At 56.6% G+C, this 17,583-nt stretch carries 15 protein-coding genes; 10 read left to right on the forward strand and 5 right to left on the reverse strand.

What is annotated here, in order from left to right; translation table 11 throughout:
• The first annotated feature begins 55 nt into the window (after positions 1-55).
• From epd to EBL_RS02900, 6 genes are all read left to right on the forward strand, one after another.
• The gene (epd, locus tag EBL_RS02875) at positions 56-1,075 is read left to right on the forward strand and encodes an erythrose-4-phosphate dehydrogenase (RefSeq protein WP_002443399.1); all 1,020 of its coding nucleotides are present in this window, start codon (positions 56-58) and stop codon (positions 1,073-1,075) included.
• A 49-nt stretch (positions 1,076-1,124) separates the two neighbouring features.
• On the forward strand, positions 1,125-2,288 hold the full coding sequence (gene pgk, locus EBL_RS02880; RefSeq protein ID WP_002443401.1) for a phosphoglycerate kinase: 1,164 nt from the start codon (positions 1,125-1,127) through the stop codon (positions 2,286-2,288).
• A gap of 102 nt (positions 2,289-2,390) precedes the next feature.
• The gene (gene fbaA / locus EBL_RS02885) at positions 2,391-3,470 is read left to right on the forward strand and encodes a class II fructose-bisphosphate aldolase (RefSeq protein ID WP_002443404.1); all 1,080 of its coding nucleotides are present in this window, start codon (positions 2,391-2,393) and stop codon (positions 3,468-3,470) included.
• Between the two features lie 188 nt (positions 3,471-3,658).
• Complete coding sequence (gene mscS, locus EBL_RS02890; RefSeq protein WP_002443405.1) at positions 3,659-4,519, forward strand: small-conductance mechanosensitive channel MscS; 861 nt, start codon at positions 3,659-3,661, stop codon at positions 4,517-4,519.
• A 171-nt stretch (positions 4,520-4,690) separates the two neighbouring features.
• Positions 4,691-5,326, forward strand: a complete 636-nt coding sequence (gene argO, locus EBL_RS02895) for an arginine exporter ArgO (RefSeq protein WP_002443407.1) — start codon at positions 4,691-4,693, stop codon at positions 5,324-5,326.
• 132 nt (positions 5,327-5,458) lie between these two features.
• Complete coding sequence (locus EBL_RS02900; RefSeq protein ID WP_002443409.1) at positions 5,459-6,199, forward strand: oxidative stress defense protein; 741 nt, start codon at positions 5,459-5,461, stop codon at positions 6,197-6,199.
• A gap of 39 nt (positions 6,200-6,238) precedes the next feature.
• Here the strand turns inward: EBL_RS02900 and EBL_RS02905 are convergent, their stop codons facing one another.
• Entirely contained in the window at positions 6,239-7,132 is an 894-nt protein-coding gene (locus EBL_RS02905) for a LysR family transcriptional regulator ArgP (protein ID WP_002443411.1), read from the reverse strand.
• Positions 7,133-7,369: 237 nt separating this feature from the next.
• Between EBL_RS02905 and rpiA the strand changes: the two genes are divergently transcribed.
• The 3 genes from rpiA (at position 7,370) to EBL_RS02920 (ending at position 12,045) form a co-directional block, all read left to right on the forward strand.
• Positions 7,370-8,032 carry a ribose-5-phosphate isomerase RpiA gene (rpiA, locus tag EBL_RS02910; protein WP_002443412.1) on the forward strand — a complete coding sequence of 221 codons (663 nt, stop codon included), beginning with the start codon at positions 7,370-7,372 and terminating at the stop codon, positions 8,030-8,032.
• Positions 8,033-8,324: 292 nt separating this feature from the next.
• The gene (serA, locus tag EBL_RS02915) at positions 8,325-9,563 is read left to right on the forward strand and encodes a phosphoglycerate dehydrogenase (protein ID WP_002443414.1); all 1,239 of its coding nucleotides are present in this window, start codon (positions 8,325-8,327) and stop codon (positions 9,561-9,563) included.
• 208 nt (positions 9,564-9,771) lie between these two features.
• A complete protein-coding gene (locus EBL_RS02920; protein WP_002443416.1) occupies positions 9,772-12,045 on the forward strand; it encodes a YgiQ family radical SAM protein in 2,274 nt (757 codons plus the stop codon).
• Between the two features lie 45 nt (positions 12,046-12,090).
• On the opposite strand, the gene dkgA is transcribed toward EBL_RS02920, so the two are convergent.
• Together dkgA and yqhD are read right to left on the reverse strand one after the other, a co-directional pair.
• Positions 12,091-12,918: a 2,5-didehydrogluconate reductase DkgA gene (gene dkgA / locus EBL_RS02925; RefSeq protein ID WP_002443418.1), complete on the reverse strand. Its 828-nt coding sequence runs from the start codon at positions 12,916-12,918 to the stop codon at positions 12,091-12,093.
• 108 nt (positions 12,919-13,026) lie between these two features.
• Entirely contained in the window at positions 13,027-14,190 is a 1,164-nt protein-coding gene (gene yqhD, locus EBL_RS02930; protein WP_002443420.1) for an alcohol dehydrogenase, read from the reverse strand.
• Positions 14,191-14,375: 185 nt separating this feature from the next.
• Here yqhD and EBL_RS02935 point away from each other — a divergent pair, with 185 nt between their 5' ends.
• Positions 14,376-15,293: an AraC family transcriptional regulator gene (locus EBL_RS02935; protein WP_002443422.1), complete on the forward strand. Its 918-nt coding sequence runs from the start codon at positions 14,376-14,378 to the stop codon at positions 15,291-15,293.
• Between the two features lie 64 nt (positions 15,294-15,357).
• Here EBL_RS02935 and EBL_RS02940 read toward each other — a convergent pair whose 3' ends face one another.
• Both EBL_RS02940 and metC read right to left on the reverse strand, forming a co-directional pair.
• Complete coding sequence (locus EBL_RS02940) at positions 15,358-16,014, reverse strand: DedA family protein (RefSeq protein WP_002443424.1); 657 nt, start codon at positions 16,012-16,014, stop codon at positions 15,358-15,360.
• Between the two features lie 140 nt (positions 16,015-16,154).
• Positions 16,155-17,366: a cystathionine beta-lyase gene (gene metC / locus EBL_RS02945; RefSeq protein WP_002443425.1), complete on the reverse strand. Its 1,212-nt coding sequence runs from the start codon at positions 17,364-17,366 to the stop codon at positions 16,155-16,157.
• Between the last annotated feature and the right edge of the window lie 217 nt (positions 17,367-17,583).

Raw genomic sequence — 17,583 nt, forward strand, 5'->3', positions numbered from 1 at the left:
TGCTGCTGGATTACTCTGTCAGTCATTCTTTCCAGGAGTGCCTTGCAGGAGACCTATGACCATACGCATAGCAATTAACGGCTTTGGACGCATCGGGCGTAACGTGGTTCGTGCTTTGTATGAATCCGGGCGCCGGGCGGAAATCTCAGTCGTTGCCATTAATGAGCTGGCCGCCGCCGAAGGGATGGCCCATCTTCTCAAATACGACACCAGCCATGGGCGTTTTGCGTGGGATGTCCGCCAGCAACAAGATCTGCTATGGGTGGGTGATGACGCTATCCGTATCCTGCATGAGCGCGATCCTGCGGGGCTTCCCTGGCGGGAGCTGGGGGTAGATGTGGTGCTGGATTGTACCGGGGTATACGGCAGCCGGGCCGACGGTGAGATGCATCTTGCCGCGGGCGCGAAGAAAGTGCTGTTTTCCCACCCGGGTGGCGCGGATCTGGACGCCACCGTGGTGTATGGGGTCAACCATCGCCAGCTGCAGCCAGAGCACCGTATCGTCTCTAACGCCTCCTGTACGACAAACTGTATTATTCCGGTGATTAAGCTGCTGGATGACGCGTTCGGCATTGAGTCCGGCACGGTGACCACGATCCACTCGGCAATGCACGATCAACAGGTTATTGATGCCTATCACCCGGACCTGCGCCGCACCCGGGCGGCAAGCCAGTCGATCATTCCGGTCGATACGCGCCTTGCGGCGGGTATTACGCGTATTTTCCCTAAATTCTGCGACCGTTTTGAGGCAATCGCCGTGCGGGTGCCGACGATTAATGTCACGGCAATCGACCTCAGCGTGACGGTGGCGCAGAAGGTGAACCCCGGGGATATCAACCAGTTATTCCAAAAAGCAGCGAGCGGGGTATTTCGTGGTATAGTTGACTATACGGAATTACCGTTGGTCTCGATAGATTTTAACCATGATCCGCACAGTGCCATTGTGGATGGCACCCAGACGCGGGTCAGCGGTGAGCATCTGATTAAAACCTTAGTCTGGTGCGATAATGAATGGGGCTTTGCTAACCGGATGCTCGACACCACGTTAGCAATGGCGACGACAGGTTTCAGGTAAGGCGCGGGTTGCGCCTGCAAAACTTTTAGAATCAACGAGAGGATTCACCATGTCTGTAATTAAGATGACCGATCTGGATCTGGCGGGTAAACGCGTACTGATCCGTTCTGATCTGAACGTGCCGGTAAAAGACGGTAAAGTTACCTCTGATGCGCGTATCCGTGCATCTCTGCCGACTATCGAGCTGGCCCTGAAACAGGGTGCGAAAGTGATGGTAACTTCCCACCTTGGCCGCCCGACTGAAGGTGAGTACAACGAAGAATTCTCTCTGCTGCCGGTTGTTAACTACCTGAAAGACAAACTGTCTGCTCCGGTACGTCTGGCAAAAGACTACCTGGACGGTGTGGACGTTGCCGCCGGTGAACTGGTTGTGCTGGAAAACGTGCGCTTTAACAAAGGCGAGAAGAAAGACGACGAAACCCTGTCTAAAAAATACGCCGCACTGTGCGACGTATACGTAATGGATGCTTTCGGTACTGCGCACCGCGCTCAGGCATCTACCCACGGTGTAGGCCGTTTTGCTGATGTCGCCTGTGCCGGTCCGCTGCTGGCTGCTGAGCTGGACGCGCTGGGTAAAGCGCTCAAAGAGCCAGCCCGCCCGATGGTTGCCATCGTTGGTGGTTCTAAAGTTTCTACCAAACTGACCGTGCTGGACTCCCTGTCCAAAATCGCTGACCAGCTGATCGTCGGCGGCGGTATTGCCAACACCTTTATTGCCGCACAGGGCCACAATGTGGGTAAATCCCTGTACGAAGCAGACCTGGTTGATGAAGCCAAACGCCTGCTGACCACCTGTGATATCCCGGTTCCGACGGATGTTCGCGTGGCAACGGAGTTCTCTGAAACTGCACCGGCAACCCTGAAATCTGTCAGCGCAGTCAATGCAGACGAGCAGATCCTCGATATCGGTGACGTTTCCGCTGAGAAACTGGCCGAAATTCTGAAAAATGCCAAAACCATTCTGTGGAATGGCCCGGTTGGAGTCTTTGAGTTCCCGAACTTCCGTAAAGGGACTGAGATTGTTGCCAACGCCATTGCCGACAGCGAAGGCTTCTCTATCGCCGGTGGTGGTGACACCCTGGCCGCTATCGACCTGTTTGGCATTGCCGATAAAATCTCTTACATTTCTACCGGCGGCGGTGCATTCCTTGAATTCGTAGAAGGCAAGGTTCTGCCAGCCGTAGCGATGCTTGAAGAGCGCGCTAAAAAATAATTTTTGACGGGCAGGGAAACTTGCCCGTTGTTTTATGCGGCCACAGGTGCTGTGGCTATTAAATCCGATTTTTACAACGCCGAAGATACAGGACACCGTAACATGTCTAAAATTTTTGATTTCGTAAAACCTGGGGTTATCACTGGTGATGACGTTCAGAAAGTTTTCCAGGTCGCCAAAGAAAACAATTTTGCGCTGCCGGCTGTAAACTGCGTGGGTACTGACTCTATCAACGCGGTGCTGGAAGCTGCGGCGAAAGTACGTGCGCCGGTTATTGTTCAGTTCTCTAATGGTGGCGCTGCGTTTATCGCAGGTAAAGGTCTGAAAGCGGAAGGCGCGCAGCAGGCTGCTATTCTGGGCGCTATCTCTGGTGCGCACCACGTTCACCAGATGGCTGTACACTACGGTGTTCCGGTTATCCTGCACACTGACCACTGCGCGAAAAAACTGCTGCCGTGGCTGGACGGCCTGCTGGACGAAGGTGAAAAACACTTCGCTGCGACCGGCAAACCGCTGTTCTCTTCCCATATGATTGACCTGTCTGAAGAGTCTCTGGAAGAGAATATCGAAATTTGCTCTAAATACCTGACCCGCATGTCTAAAATTGGCATGACGCTGGAAATCGAACTGGGTTGCACCGGTGGTGAAGAAGACGGCGTAGATAACAGCCATATGGATGCTTCTGCCCTGTATACTCAGCCGCAGGACGTTGATTACGCCTACACCAAACTGAACGCCATCAGCCCGCGTTTCACCATTGCCGCCTCTTTCGGTAACGTACACGGTGTGTATAAGCCGGGTAACGTGAAACTGACCCCGACTATCCTGCGCGACTCTCAGGACTATGTTTCCAAAAAACATAACCTGCCGCACAACAGCCTGAACTTCGTCTTCCACGGTGGCTCCGGCTCTACTGCTGAAGAGATCAAAGAATCTGTTGGTTACGGTGTTATCAAAATGAACATCGATACCGACACCCAGTGGGCAACCTGGGAAGGTATTCTGAACTACTACAAAGAAAACGAAGCGTATCTGCAGGGCCAGCTGGGTAACCCGAAAGGTGCCGATCAGCCGAACAAGAAATACTATGATCCGCGTGTCTGGCTGCGTGCCGGTCAGAGCAGCATGGTAGCCCGTCTGGAAAAAGCATTCCACGAGCTGAACGCGGTAGACGTGCTGTAAGCCAGCGCCGTCACTGTTATGAAAAACCCGCCTGCTGGCGGGTTTTTTTATGGGTAAATCTCTGAAACCAGGTTTCTTATTCTGTGCAGCAACGCACAGTTTGGCGTATTCTGCCATTTTTGATTACCCTTTGAAGGGGGCTCCCCCCTTCGGGGTTTGATTTTTCTTTATTGTTTAAGGATCGCAGGATGAAAGACATTAACGTGGTGGACAGCATTCACGAGGCGGGAGGCTGGCTGACCCGTAATCAGGATTTGTTACTGGGCTACGCGGTGAACATTGTTGCGGCAATTATGATTCTGATTGTCGGGTTGATTATCGCGCGGCTGATTTCAAAAACCATTAACCGGCTGATGCTGGCGCGCAACATTGACAGTACCGTGGCCGATTTTCTGTCTGCCCTGGTGCGCTACGGGATCATCGCCTTCACCCTGATTGCGGCACTGGGCCGGGTAGGGGTGCAGACCGCGTCGGTAATCGCGATACTGGGTGCCGCCGGTCTGGCCGTAGGTATGGCCCTGCAGGGCTCGCTCTCTAACCTGGCCGCCGGGGTGCTGCTGGTGACCTTCCGGCCATTCCGTACCGGTGAGTATGTGGATCTGGGCGGTATCGCCGGTACAGTGCTCAATGTGCATATCTTCTCCAGCACACTGCGCACGGCAGACGGCAAAATTGTTGTAGTGCCGAACGGTAAAGTGATCGCGGGCAATATTATTAACTTCTCCCGGGAGCCGGCACGCCGCAATGAGTGGGTGATTGGCGTGGGCTATGATGCGGATATCGACCAGGTCAAACAGCTGATTACCGACATTCTGATGGCCGATGAGCGGGTGCTCAAAGATCGCGAACTGGTGGTGCGGATGAATGAACTGGGCGCATCGTCGATTAACTTTGTGGCCCGGGCATGGAGCAACAGCGCCGATCTGATGCCGGTCTACTGGGACACCCTGGAAGCGGTGAAAAAGACCCTCGACAGTCACCGGATCAGCTTCCCGTACCCGCAAATGGATGTGCACCTGCACAACCCCGGGGCGACAGCTCAGCAGTAAGCGTAAACAGTAAACGTAAAGGCCAGCTCCGCTGGCCTTTTTCATTGTGGGGGCAGGGCGGCCACCGCTGTTATTAGTATTTCTGATATACGATTAAAATTATCCATTTCCTCTTATAACTGGCGCAGATTACACTCCTGGCATTACCTTAACTGTGCAAGGAATTATCCAGTGTTATCTTATTATTTTCAGGGGCTTGCATTGGGCTCTGCGATGATCCTCCCCCTCGGCCCACAAAACGCCTTTGTGATGAACCAGGGGATCCGCCGCCAGTACCATATTATGATTGCCGCCCTGTGCGCGGTGAGTGACCTGGTGCTGATTTGCGCCGGTATTTTTGGCGGCAGCGCGGTGCTGATGCAGTCCCCCTGGCTGCTGGCGCTGGTGACCTGGGGCGGGGTACTGTTTTTAGTGTGGTACGGCTGGGGTGCTTTGCGCATGGCCGCCAGTAACAGCCCGGCGCTGGCCAGTGCCGAGGTGATGCGCCAGGGGCGCTGGCGGATTATCGCGACCATGCTGGCGGTCACCTGGCTGAACCCCCATGTCTATCTGGATACCTTCGTGGTGCTGGGCAGCCTGGGTGGCCAGCTGGCAGAAGAGCCAAAACGCTGGTTTGCCCTGGGTACGGTCAGCGCGTCGTTTATCTGGTTTTTTGGCCTGGCGCTGCTGGCGGCCTGGCTGGCACCGCGCCTGCGCACCGTAAAAGCCCAGCGCATTATTAACGGCCTGGTCGGTATGGTAATGTGGGGCATTGCGCTGGGTCTGGCGCGGGAAGGGATCGGCCATGTTCAGGCGTTATTTTCCTGAGCAACGGCGGGATTCCGCTATGCTTAATCCATTCACACCCTGCCGTTGTTTAGGAAACATCTGCTCTTAAATTGGTGTTTTATACTAAATACTCGGCAGGTTATCCGTTGAAGAGTACATGGAGGCATTACAGTGAAGTTTAAAATTCTGGTTCTGGCAGCAATGATGGGCCTGGGTGGCAGTGCCACGGCGATGGCGGCAGATTTGCCCGACAGCCCCCATATTGTGACCACGGGTACCGCAACGGTTGATGCAGTGCCGGATATCGCGCGGCTGAATATTGAAGTGAATGTGTCCGCCAAAGACGCGGGAAGCGCCAAAAAACAGGCGGACCAGAAAGTCGCCCAGTATATGACATTCCTGCAAAACAACGGGGTGGAGAAGAAAGACATCAACGCGGCCAACCTGCGTACCCAGCCGGTGTATGAGTACAGCAAAGAGGGTAAAGCTATCCTCAAAGGCTACCAGGCTATCCGCAATGTCACGGTGACGGTGCGTAACCTGAATAAACTCAACGATCTGCTGGATGGTGCCCTGAAAGCGGGCCTGAATGAAATCCGCTCAGTCTCCTTTGAAGTGGACCAGCCTCAGGCCTATCAGGATAAAGCCCGCCAGGCGGCCATTGAGAATGCTATCCACCAGGCGAGCAAGCTGGCCGAAGGGTTCCACACCAAACTGGGGCCGGTGTGGAGTATCCGCTACCAGGTGTCTGATGCACGGCCAATGCCGGTGATGCGCATGATGAAAGCCTCTGCCGCGCCTGAGGCTTCCGTCAGCGATACCTACGAGCAGCAGAAAATACAGTTTGATGATCGCGTAGAGGTGGTTTTCGGGCTGGATAACGGACGTGCTCCCGCCCCTGCGGCGCACTGATGATACTCTCCGTGGCGGCAGCCGCCGCCACGCTCTCCACTACTCCTGGCGCAGGGCGTGATGCCCGTATTCCAGCAGGGCATCTGTAACCTGGCGCATCATGCGGCTTTCCGGCGCAAAGCGGTGCCAGTACAGCATGCGGCGCTGGAACAGCCCCGGGGTCAGATCAATCAGCTCCCCGGTGCGCAGCTCCTTTTCGATTTGCAGATGCGGGATCATGCAGCAGGTTGTGCCCTGGCGCGCCAGCTGCACAAAGGCTTCTGACGAGTTCACAATATGGCAGGGCACGCTGCCCGGCGGCAGGTCAAAATGCTGCTGCACAAACGCCTGATGCATATCATCCAGATGGTCAAAGGCCACCGCCGGTGCCTTCAGCAGGGACGCCCGGGTAACACCGTTGGGAAAATAGCGCTCGGCAAAGGGCCGGGAGGCGACAAACAGATAGTCCAGCGCACCGAGCTTATCCACCAGGCAGCTGGGCAGCGCCTGGGGCTGGATACTCACCGCACCAACCACTTCCCCCCGGCGCAGGCGCTCCTGGGTGCGGGTTTCATCCTCAACCTGGAGGTTCAGGCGGATGGGGGAGTCGGCCAGTACCGGGGCCAGCGCCGGTAACAGCCAGGTGGCCAGGCTGTCCGCGTTGACCGCAATAGATAACAGCAACGGGGTAGAGCCGCTTTGCTCATCACCCAGCCACTCTTCTTCCAGCAGCTCCACCTGGCGCAGCAACGCCAGCAACTTTTGCCCTTGTTCTGTCGGACGGGGGGGGACGGTGCGCACCAGCAGAGGCTGGCCAAACATATTTTCCAGCTGTTTAATACGCTGCGAAACCGCTGACTGAGTAATACAGAGCTTTTGCGCAGCGCGCTCGAATCCCCGCTCCCTGATAACGGCATCAAGTGCCTGTAGTGTCCTGTAGTCCGGGCGTTTCATTGTGGTGTGTTTGCTCCTGTTTTCGTTATTTCAGCACTATGACATAAAAATAGTCCTGGGCCAGGTTAAATCCTTATGCAGGCAAGAAAAAATGGTCGAACTACATACACTACCACGGATCACGGGTAAAAATGTCACGAACCGGCCAGATGATGTGGGAACATGTCTGCCACTTTGCGCCGCCGGGGGTATATAATACCGCCCCGGACCTCCCCACTGATGACACAGGCGAAAATCATGACGCAGGATGAACTGAAAAAGGCCGTAGGCTGGGCTGCACTTCAATATGTACAACCGGGCACCATTGTTGGTGTGGGCACTGGCTCTACCGCCGCCCACTTTATTGATGCTCTGGGCACCATGAAAAACCAGATTGAAGGGGCGGTTTCCAGTTCCGATGCCTCCACCGAAAAACTCAAAAGCCTGGGTATTACGGTGTTTGACCTGAATGAGGTTGACTCACTGGGGATTTACGTTGACGGCGCCGATGAAATTAACGGCCACATGCAGATGATCAAAGGCGGTGGCGCGGCCCTGACCCGGGAAAAAATTATTGCCTCCGTTGCAGAGAAGTTTATCTGCATCGCAGACAGCTCCAAACAGGTGGATATTCTTGGGCGCTTCCCGCTGCCGGTTGAAGTGATCCCGATGGCGCGCAGCTGTGTTGCGCGCACGCTGGTGAAACTGGGCGGGCGCCCGGAGTACCGCCAGGGCGTGCTGACCGATAACGGCAACGTCATTCTGGACGTTCACGGGCTGGAAATTCTGGATCCGGTCGCCCTGGAAGACGCCATTAACGCCATTCCGGGCGTGGTGACCGTGGGCCTGTTTGCCCGTCGCGGGGCCGATGTTGCGCTGATCGGTACGCCGGATGGGGTTAGAACCATCATCAGTAAATAATCTTACCGGGGGCGGTTATCGCCCCCGTTACCCGCCAAAAAGATCACAAAAAAATAGTGCCCCCTTGTTTGGTGACATATATCACAAATTATTATCTGTAATTTAATAAACGCCGATATTTCCTCCGTTTGTAACATTTTATGCTGCCTTATGCCCCCGGGTGATATTTGCTCATGGCAACTACGCAAACGTTCATATTGCCGCTGACGTTTTTTTTGATATGTTGACAGAAGGCGAGCGTATGACAGACGCCGCGACACAACATCAGTTCAGATAAGACAGGGTCGGGGAAATGGCAAAAGTATCACTGGAGAAAGACAAGATTAAGTTCCTGCTGGTTGAAGGTGTACACCAGAAGGCGATTGATAGCCTGCGCGCGGCGGGCTATACCAACATTGAGTACCATAAAGGCGCGCTGGACAGCGATGCGTTAAAGGCATCCATCCGCGATGCCCACTTCATTGGTTTACGATCCCGCACCCATCTGACTGAAGACGTTATTGCCGCGGCGGAAAAACTGATTGCGATTGGCTGCTTCTGTATTGGTACTAACCAGGTGGATCTGGATGCGGCCGCCAGACGCGGTATTCCGGTATTTAACGCCCCCTTCTCAAACACCCGTTCCGTGGCTGAGCTGGTGATTGGCGAGCTGCTGCTGCTGCTGCGCGGCGTACCGGAGGCAAACGCAAAAGCGCACCGTGGTATCTGGAATAAACAGGCTGTCGGGTGTTTTGAAGCGCGCGGGAAAAAGCTGGGGATCATCGGTTACGGCCATATCGGCACCCAGCTGGGCATCCTGGCCGAATCCCTGGGGATGCACGTCTTCTTCTATGATATTGAAAGTAAATTGCCGCTGGGGAACGCAACCCAGGTTCAGCACCTTTCCGACCTGCTTAATATGAGCGATGTGGTCAGCCTGCATGTGCCGGAAAACGCCTCCACCAAAAATATGATTGCCGCTGAACAACTGGCAATGATGAAGCCCGGGGCGCTGCTGATTAACGCCTCCCGCGGGACGGTGGTCGATATTCCGGCCCTGTGCGACGCCCTGAGCAGCAAGCACCTGGCGGGGGCCGCTATTGATGTCTTCCCCACGGAGCCCGCCACCAACAGCGACCCGTTCAGCTCACCGCTGATTGAGTTTGATAATGTGCTGCTGACGCCCCACATCGGCGGCTCCACCATGGAAGCGCAGGAAAATATTGGCCTGGAAGTGGCCGGGAAGCTGACCAAATACTCGGACAACGGCTCGACACTTTCGGCGGTGAACTTCCCGGAAGCCTCCCTGCCGCAGCACCCGAGCGGTGCCCGTCGCCTGCTGCATATTCATGAAAACCGCCCCGGCGTGCTGACGGCCATCAACCATATTTTTGCCGATCAGGGGATTAACATTGCCGCCCAGTATCTGCAGACCTCGGTGCATGTGGGGTATGTGGTGATTGATATTAACGCGGATGAAGAAATTGCCCGTAATGCGCTGCAGCAGATGCGGGCCATCCCCGGTACGGTGCGCGCCCGCCTGCTGTACTGATGGTTTTTGCCTCTGTTCTCAGGCCCGCGACTGCGGGCCTTTTTGTTGTAAACCACAAGTTAAAAATAATTTAATCAATAGTTTCATTGAGATCCCGTCAGGCCGGATGGCGGGTGGCTATTTTCTCTTCAAAACGCTTCTTTTCAGGGGGTAATCAGGCGTATAATCCCGGCCTTTTGATGGTTTTTGTATCACTTCCGGAAACTTTATGAGCAGCATTTCTCTGATTCAGCCCGATCGCGATCTCTTTTCATGGCCCCAGTACTGGGCTGCCTGCTTTGGCCCCGCGCCTTTTTTGCCAATGTCCCGCGCGGAGATGGATCAACTGGGCTGGGATAGCTGCGATGTGATTATCGTTACCGGAGACGCCTATGTGGATCACCCCAGTTTCGGGATGGCCATCGTCGGGCGAATGCTGGAAGCCCAGGGCTTCCGGGTGGGGATCATTGCCCAGCCGGACTGGACCAGCAAAGAGGACTTTATGCGCCTTGGCAAGCCGAACCTCTATTTCGGGGTGACTGCCGGGAATATGGACTCGATGATCAACCGCTATACCGCCGATCGCCGCCTGCGCAGCGACGATGCCTACACCCCGGGCAACGTGGCCGGTAAACGCCCGGACCGGGCGACCCTGGTCTATACCCAGCGTTGTAAAGAGGCCTGGAACGATGTGCCCGTTGTACTGGGCGGTATTGAGGCCAGCCTGCGGCGTATCGCCCACTATGATTACTGGTCCGACACGGTGCGCCGCTCAGTCCTGGTGGACTCAAAAGCCGATATGCTGGTCTACGGCAACGGCGAGCGGCCCATGGTGGAGCTGACCCACCGCCTGGCGGCGGGGGAGAAGATTGGCGATATCCTTGATATCCGCAACACCGCAATTTTGCGCAAAGAGGCGCTGCCGGGCTGGTCCGGGGTGGACTCCACCCGCCTGGATACCCCGGGGCGGATTGATCCTATTCCGCACCCTTATGGTGAGGATCTGCCCTGTGCTGAGACCGGCAAACCGGAAAAGGCGGTGGCCAGTGCAGCAAAACCAGTCACGGTGCAGCCGCCACGCCCGAAACCCTGGGAAAAGACCTACGTTCTGCTGCCGTCTTATGAAAAAGTCAAAAGCGACAAAGTGCTGTATGCGCACGCCTCGCGTATTCTGCACCATGAAACCAACCCCGGCTGTGCCAGAGCGCTGATGCAAAAACACGGCGACCGCTACCTGTGGGTTAACCCGCCTGCGATCCCGCTGTCGACCGAAGAGATGGACAGCGTATTTGCGCTGCCGTATCAGCGTATTCCGCACCCGGTATACGGTAAGGCAAAGATCCCCGCCTATGACATGATTCGCTTTTCCATCAACATTATGCGCGGCTGCTTCGGGGGCTGCTCTTTCTGCTCGATCACCGAGCACGAAGGGCGGATTATTCAGAGCCGCTCTGAAGATTCGATTATTAATGAGATTGAGGCGATCCGCGACACGGTGCCCGGCTTTACCGGTATCATTTCCGATCTCGGCGGCCCCACGGCCAATATGTATATGCTGCGCTGCAAATCGCCGCGGGCGGAACAGACCTGCCGCCGCTCGTCCTGCGTGTACCCGGATATCTGCCAGCATATGGATACCAACCACCAGCCGACTATCGATCTGTACCGCCGGGCCCGGGATCTGGACGGGATTAAAAAAATCCTGATAGCCTCCGGCGTGCGTTACGATCTGGCGGTGGAAGATCCGCGCTATATCAAAGAGCTGGCCGCTCACCACGTGGGTGGCTATCTGAAAATTGCCCCGGAACACACCGAAGAGGGCCCGCTGTCCAAAATGCAAAAACCGGGTATGGGCAGTTATGACCGGTTCAAAGAGCTGTTTGATCTCTACTCGAAGCAGGCGGGCAAAGAGCAGTATTTAATTCCGTATTTTATTTCCGCCCACCCGGGCACCAAAGACGAAGATATGGTGCATCTGGCCCTGTGGCTGAAGCGCCACCGGTTCCGTCTCGACCAGGTGCAGAACTTTTACCCCTCGCCGATGGCGAACTCCACCACCATGTATTACACCGGGAAGAACCCGCTCAGTAAGGTGGCCTATAAGAGTGAAGAGGTGTATATCCCGCGCGGCGATCGCCAGCGCCGTCTGCACAAGGCGCTGCTGCGTTACCACGATCCGGCTAACTGGCCGATGATCCGCCAGGCGCTGGAAAATATGGGCATGAAGCACCTGATAGGCAGCCGCCGTGACTGCCTGGTACCGGCACCGACGATAGATGAAATACGTGCCGCCCGTCGCCAGAGCCGGGGCAGCCAGGTGGCGCTAACCCGCCATTCGGATATTGTGCACCAGCGCAGCGCTGGTCAGGGGGCGAAGGCCGGGGCCGGTAAACGCCCGGCAGGGGCCCGCACCGGCACCGGGAAGCCCCAGGCCGCCCGCCCGGCAAAACCGGGTGCCGGCCGCCGCCAGAGCATTCAGGGGAAGAAGTCCGCAGGTAAGTAACCGGCGACGGTGCCCGTGAAAGCGGGCGCCCGTTGTCAGAGTGGTTTAAGCGCCGAAGGTGTCCGGATCCGGCCCTAAGCGCTTGCCGATATCCATTTTGGCGATTTCGCCCAGTTCGTCTTTTTCCAGCCGGAAATCCCACACGGCAAAGTTTTCCGCAATCCGCGACGGAGTTACCGATTTCGGTATCACCACCAGGCCGTTGTCCAGATGCCAGCGGATCACGATTTGCGCCGGGGTTTTGTTATATTTATCCGCCAGGTGGCGAATAATTTTATTGTCAAACACCCCTTCACCGCCTTGTGCCAGCGGGCTCCAGGATTCGGTCTGGATCTTGTGGGTGGCGTTCCAGGCGTGGAGCTGGCGCTGCTGCATCAGCGGGTGGAGCTCTATCTGGTTGATAACCGGGGCAACGCCGGTTTCATCAATCAGCTTTTTCAGGTGCTCTATCTGGAAATTACAGACCCCGATACTTTTTACCAGCCCCTGCTGTTGCAGCTCTATCATGCCTTGCCAGGCCTCCAGGTAGTGATCTTTACCGGGCACCGGCCAGTGCATCAGCCACAGATCCACATAGTCGAGCTGGAGCTTTTCCAGGCTGGCCTCCAGGGCCTGGCGCGGGCGTGGCTGATCGTCATTCCACAGTTTGGTGGTGATAAACAGCTCCTCGCGGGGCAGGGAAGACTGGCGGATAGCGGTGCCGACCCCTTCCTCGTTCTTGTAGGCGGCAGCCGTATCAATGGCGCGATAGCCGATCTCCAGCGCTTTATCAATTGCGTTCACCACCTCTTCGTTGGTGGCTTTCCACACGCCAAGGCCGAGCTGCGGCATGATATTGCCATCCTGGAGCCTGATGATTGTAGGATGTGTCATCGTTCCTCCTCCTGTACTGTGAACCGGGCCCGCGATACAGGCCCGGTAAAACTCTTGCACTAAGTCTGGTCTATCTGGCGGAAAACGAAAGTCTCCCGGGGAAATCCTTTAGCGCGCCGCTTCGTAAATACGGCGGCTGACATCCAGCGTAATGTCCTGATGCTCGCCCAGCTGGGTCAGGCCGTGCTCTTCGAGTTTGCTGAGCAGTGCCGGAATGGAGCTGCCGTCCAGCTGGTAATCGCGCAGGTGGGTGGCCACCCCCATGGACTCGAAGAACTGGCGGGTCGCGCTGATGGCTGCATCGATGCGCTGATCATCCGTGCCCCGGGTAATGTTCCACACCCGGGCGGCGTACTGCAGCAGTTTGTCGTGTTTCTGCGCGCGTTTTTCGTTCAGCAGGGCGGGCAGCACAATCGCCAGCGTCTGGGCGTGATCCAGGCCGTGCATGGCGGTCAGCTCATGGCCCAGCATATGGGTTGCCCAGTCCTGGGGAACCCCGGCACCGATCAGGCCGTTCAGGGCCATGGTGGCGGCCCACATGATATTGGCGCGCACGTCGTAGTTTTGCGGATCGGTAAGGGCTTTCGGGCCTTCTTCGATAAGGGTCAGCAGAATGCCTTCCGCAAACCGGTCCTGCACTTTGGCATTCACCGGGTAGGTGAGGTACTGCTCAATAGTGTGCACAAAGGCATCCACCACCCCGTTGGCAACCTGGCGGGGGGGCAGGGTATAGGTGTACACCGGATCCAGTACCGCAAAAACCGGCTGCACAAACGGCGACATAAAGGCGCGTTTGTCGCCGGTGCTGCGCCGGGAAACGACCGCGCCTTTGTTTGATTCTGAGCCGGTGGCCGGCAGGGTCAGCACGGAGCCCATCGGAATGGCGCTGGTAATAAATTCCCCGTAGGTTTCCAGAATCTCCCACGGATCGCTGCTATGGGTGTAGCCTGCGGCAGCGGCGATAAACTTGGTGCCGTCCAGCACGGAGCCCCCGCCAACGGCCAGCAGGAAGGTGACGTTTTTCTCGCGTACCAGTGCAACAGCCTGCATCAGGGTTTCATATGCCGGGTTGGGCTCAATGCCGCCGAATTCCAGCACATCCATGCCCGCCAGTGCCTGGTGCACCTGGTCCAGTACGCCGGTTTTTTTCACGCTACCGCCACCGTAAGTGATAAGCACCCGGGCACCGGCCGGGATCTGGGCGCGTAACTGCTCAATGGCTCCTTTGCCAAATAAAATCCGGGTCGGAGTGTGCAGGTCAAAATTATTCATGTGTCGGTTCCCCTGTATCAGGTGAAATAGGTTTCATCAGTATGGGGCTTATTGTCCGCGCAGAGGGGCTACGGGCTCAATGCATATTTCTGCCTGTCTCTTGCCTGATCCTCCAGAGTGCTGGAGAATGCGCACAGGTTTTTGCACTATAATAGCCATCATTTACAGCCTGCGAGCGGCCCGTCGTGGAAACTGAAACTCTCTGTCAGCAACTGACAAAACGCATTAATTACCTGAATAACAATGAAATTGATTTTTCGTCCATTGTGCCGGATGTCCGCCTGTTCTACAGCGAACACAGCTGCGCCCGCACACCGGTGATGTACCGGCCGGGGATTATTTTTCTCTTTTCCGGGCATAAAACAGGCTATGTGAATGAGCGGGTATTCCGCTACGACGCGAACGACTATTTACTGCTGACGGTGCCGCTGCCGTTTGACTGTGAAACCCGGGCCACGCCGGAGGCACCACTGGCGGGGATGCGCATCAATATTGATTTGCTCCAGCTTCAGGAGCTGGTGATGGATATTGGCGAGGATGATGCCTTTCAGCCCGCCCCCAGCGCCAGCGGGATCAACTCAGCCCGGCTGGATGCCGGGCTGCTGTGTAGCCTGGAGCGGCTGCTGGATGTGCTGGATCGCCCGCTGGATGCGCGCATCCTCAGCCGGCAGATTATTCGCGAGATCCTCTATCAGGTGCTGACCGGCCCCTGTGGCGGCGCGCTGATGGCGCTGATAAACCGCCAGAGCCATTTTGGGCTGATAAGCCGGGTGCTGCGCCGTATTGAAGCCCAGTACACCGAAAGCCTGAGTGTGGATCAGCTGGCTGCCGAAGCCAATATGAGCGTTTCGGCTTTTCACCATAATTTTAAGGCGGTGACCAGCACCTCCCCGTTGCAGTATCTGAAAAACTACCGGCTGCACAAGGCGCGGATGCTGATGCTGCACGACGGTATGAAAGCCAGCGCGGCGGCTATGCGCGTAGGGTATGAGAGCGCGTCTCAGTTTAGCCGCGAGTTTAAACGCTACTTCGGTCTGACCCCGGGGGAGGATGCCGCGCGCCTGCGGGCCGTGCAGGAGACCATCAGCCCGCTGGCCCGGTAAGCAAAAAAATACCGCCGGGTAGTGAACCGGCGGCAGTGTGAGTGTTACGGGGTATTGCGGGTGATCAGGCGCTGATTTTTTTGCGGATAACCACCACTAAGGTGCCCGCCAGCCCGCCAACCAGCAGCAGCACCGGCAGGATCATCAGGCAGGTCATGACCTGGTCTTCATGGCGCTTCACAAACGGGATCATACTGATGGCGTAGCCAAAACCGGTGATCACGCTGACCCACAAAAAGCCGCTCAGCCAGTTGAACAGCTGAAACTTGCGGTTCGGCAGCCCGGAAATCCCCGCCATGGTCGGCAACAGGGTGCGGATAAACGCCAAAAAGCGCCCCGCCAGCAGGGCCAGCAGACCGTGGCGATCAAACATATAGGTGGCCCGCTGGTGATACTGATCGGGAAGGTGGCTCAGCCAGCCTTTTACCGTGCGGGTATTGCCCAGCCAGCGGCCCTGAAGATAGCTCAGCCAGCAGCCGAGGCTGGCGGCAATGGTCAGTATCAGGATTGTGGGCACCAGATCCATCACCCCGCGGCCAATCATCGCGCCTGCCAGCAGCAGCAGGCTGTCCCCGGGCAGGAAAGAGGCGGGCAACAGGCCATTTTCCAGAAACAGGGTAGCGAACATAACGCAATAGACAATGCCGACAATATGCGGGTCGGAAAGTGCCGCGAAATCGTGCTGCCACAACGCAGTGGCAATATGTTGAATGACAACCATGGGGGATCCTGTGGTACTGCTTTTTGTGTGCGTCTAACGTAAGGCGGTATTGTAACCTGATTTACGACCGGGCACCTTGATCAGACACGAACCTTTACGTTTCCTTTAGTGTCTGACCAGGTGCTGTGCTGCGGATACGTTTACGCGATTCTGGCAAACCCTGCGGCCAGATCGTCAATCAAATCCCGGGGATCTTCCAGGCCAATATGCACCCGCACGAGCGTGCCTTCCACAAGGGCCTGGCTGCCGGGGCGAATGGCGGCAATCTCTTCCGGCTGGTTCGCCAGAATCAGCGACTCAAATCCCCCCCAGGAGTAAGCCATACTGAACAGGCTAAAGTTATCCAGAAAATCAGCCAGTTGCTGGTCGGTTAGGCGCTGCTTCAGCACAAACGAGAACAGCCCGCTGCTGCCGGTAAAATCCCGCTTCCAGTATTCATGCCCCGGGCAGGAGGGGAGCGCCGGGTGGTTCACCCGCGCCACGGCGGGCTGGGCGGCCAGCCACTGCGCAACCTCAATACTGCTTTGCTGGTGCTGGCGCAGCCGGACACCGAGAGTGCGTAAACCGCGGCTGGTCACATAGGCGGTATCCGCATCCACCATCTGGCCCATCAGGTAGGCGTTCTCCCGCAGCTGATCCCAGCAGCGGGCGTTGGACACGGCCGTGCCTATCATGGCGTCTGAGTGGCCGACCAGGTACTTGGTGCCCGCCTGAATGGAGATATCAATACCGGCGTCGAGCGCTTTAAACAGCACCCCGGCAGACCAGGTGTTGTCCATGATGATCACCGCCTCCGGGGCGGTGGCGCGAATGGCGGCCACAATGGCCGGAATATCGTGAATCTCCATGGTGATCGAACCGGGGGACTCCAGAAAGACCACCCGGGTATTGGGCTGTATTTTTTCCGCAATACCGGCGCCGATCAGTGGGTCAAACCAGCTGGTGGTCACCCCGAGTTTTGCCAGAATTTTGCTGCAGAAGTCCTGGCTGGGTTCGTAGGCGGTGTTGGTCATCAGCACGTGATCGCCCTGTTCTACAAAGGCGAGGATCGTATTGGCAACTGCCGCCGCCCCGCAGGGGAACAGGGCGCACCCGGCACCGCCTTCCAGCTCGCACATGGCTTCCTGGAGTGAGAAGTGGGTCAGCGTGCCGCGCCGCCCGTAAAACAGCTCGCCGCTGGCCCGGCCTGCGGTGGCTTTTCGCTTGTCGGCAACGCTGTTAAATACCAGTGAAGAGGCGCGCTGAACCACGCTGTTAACGGCGCCCTGGGTGAAGCGCTTACGGCGCCCGGCATTAACCAGAACCGTGTCGGGGTGTGATGCGCGATAGTGTGAATTGTCGTCTGACGCCATGGTTGCAGCTCCGTTTATCCGTCTGGATGTCTAAATGTCGATATACGTTACCACTTCCCGGCGCCGTTGTGCAGACGCTTTTTTATTGCGCAGTTAAACGCTGAAAAATCAGCAACGGCATTTTTTTACTGCGTAAGCGCAAGGAAAACCGGCAGAAAAAATTGCACTCTGTAAATAGTAATGAGAACGACTATCAATTCGATGCGGTTTTGTTATC

It is taken from the genome of Shimwellia blattae DSM 4481 = NBRC 105725 (assembly GCF_000262305.1).
Classification (GTDB): Bacteria; Pseudomonadota; Gammaproteobacteria; order Enterobacterales; family Enterobacteriaceae; genus Shimwellia; species Shimwellia blattae.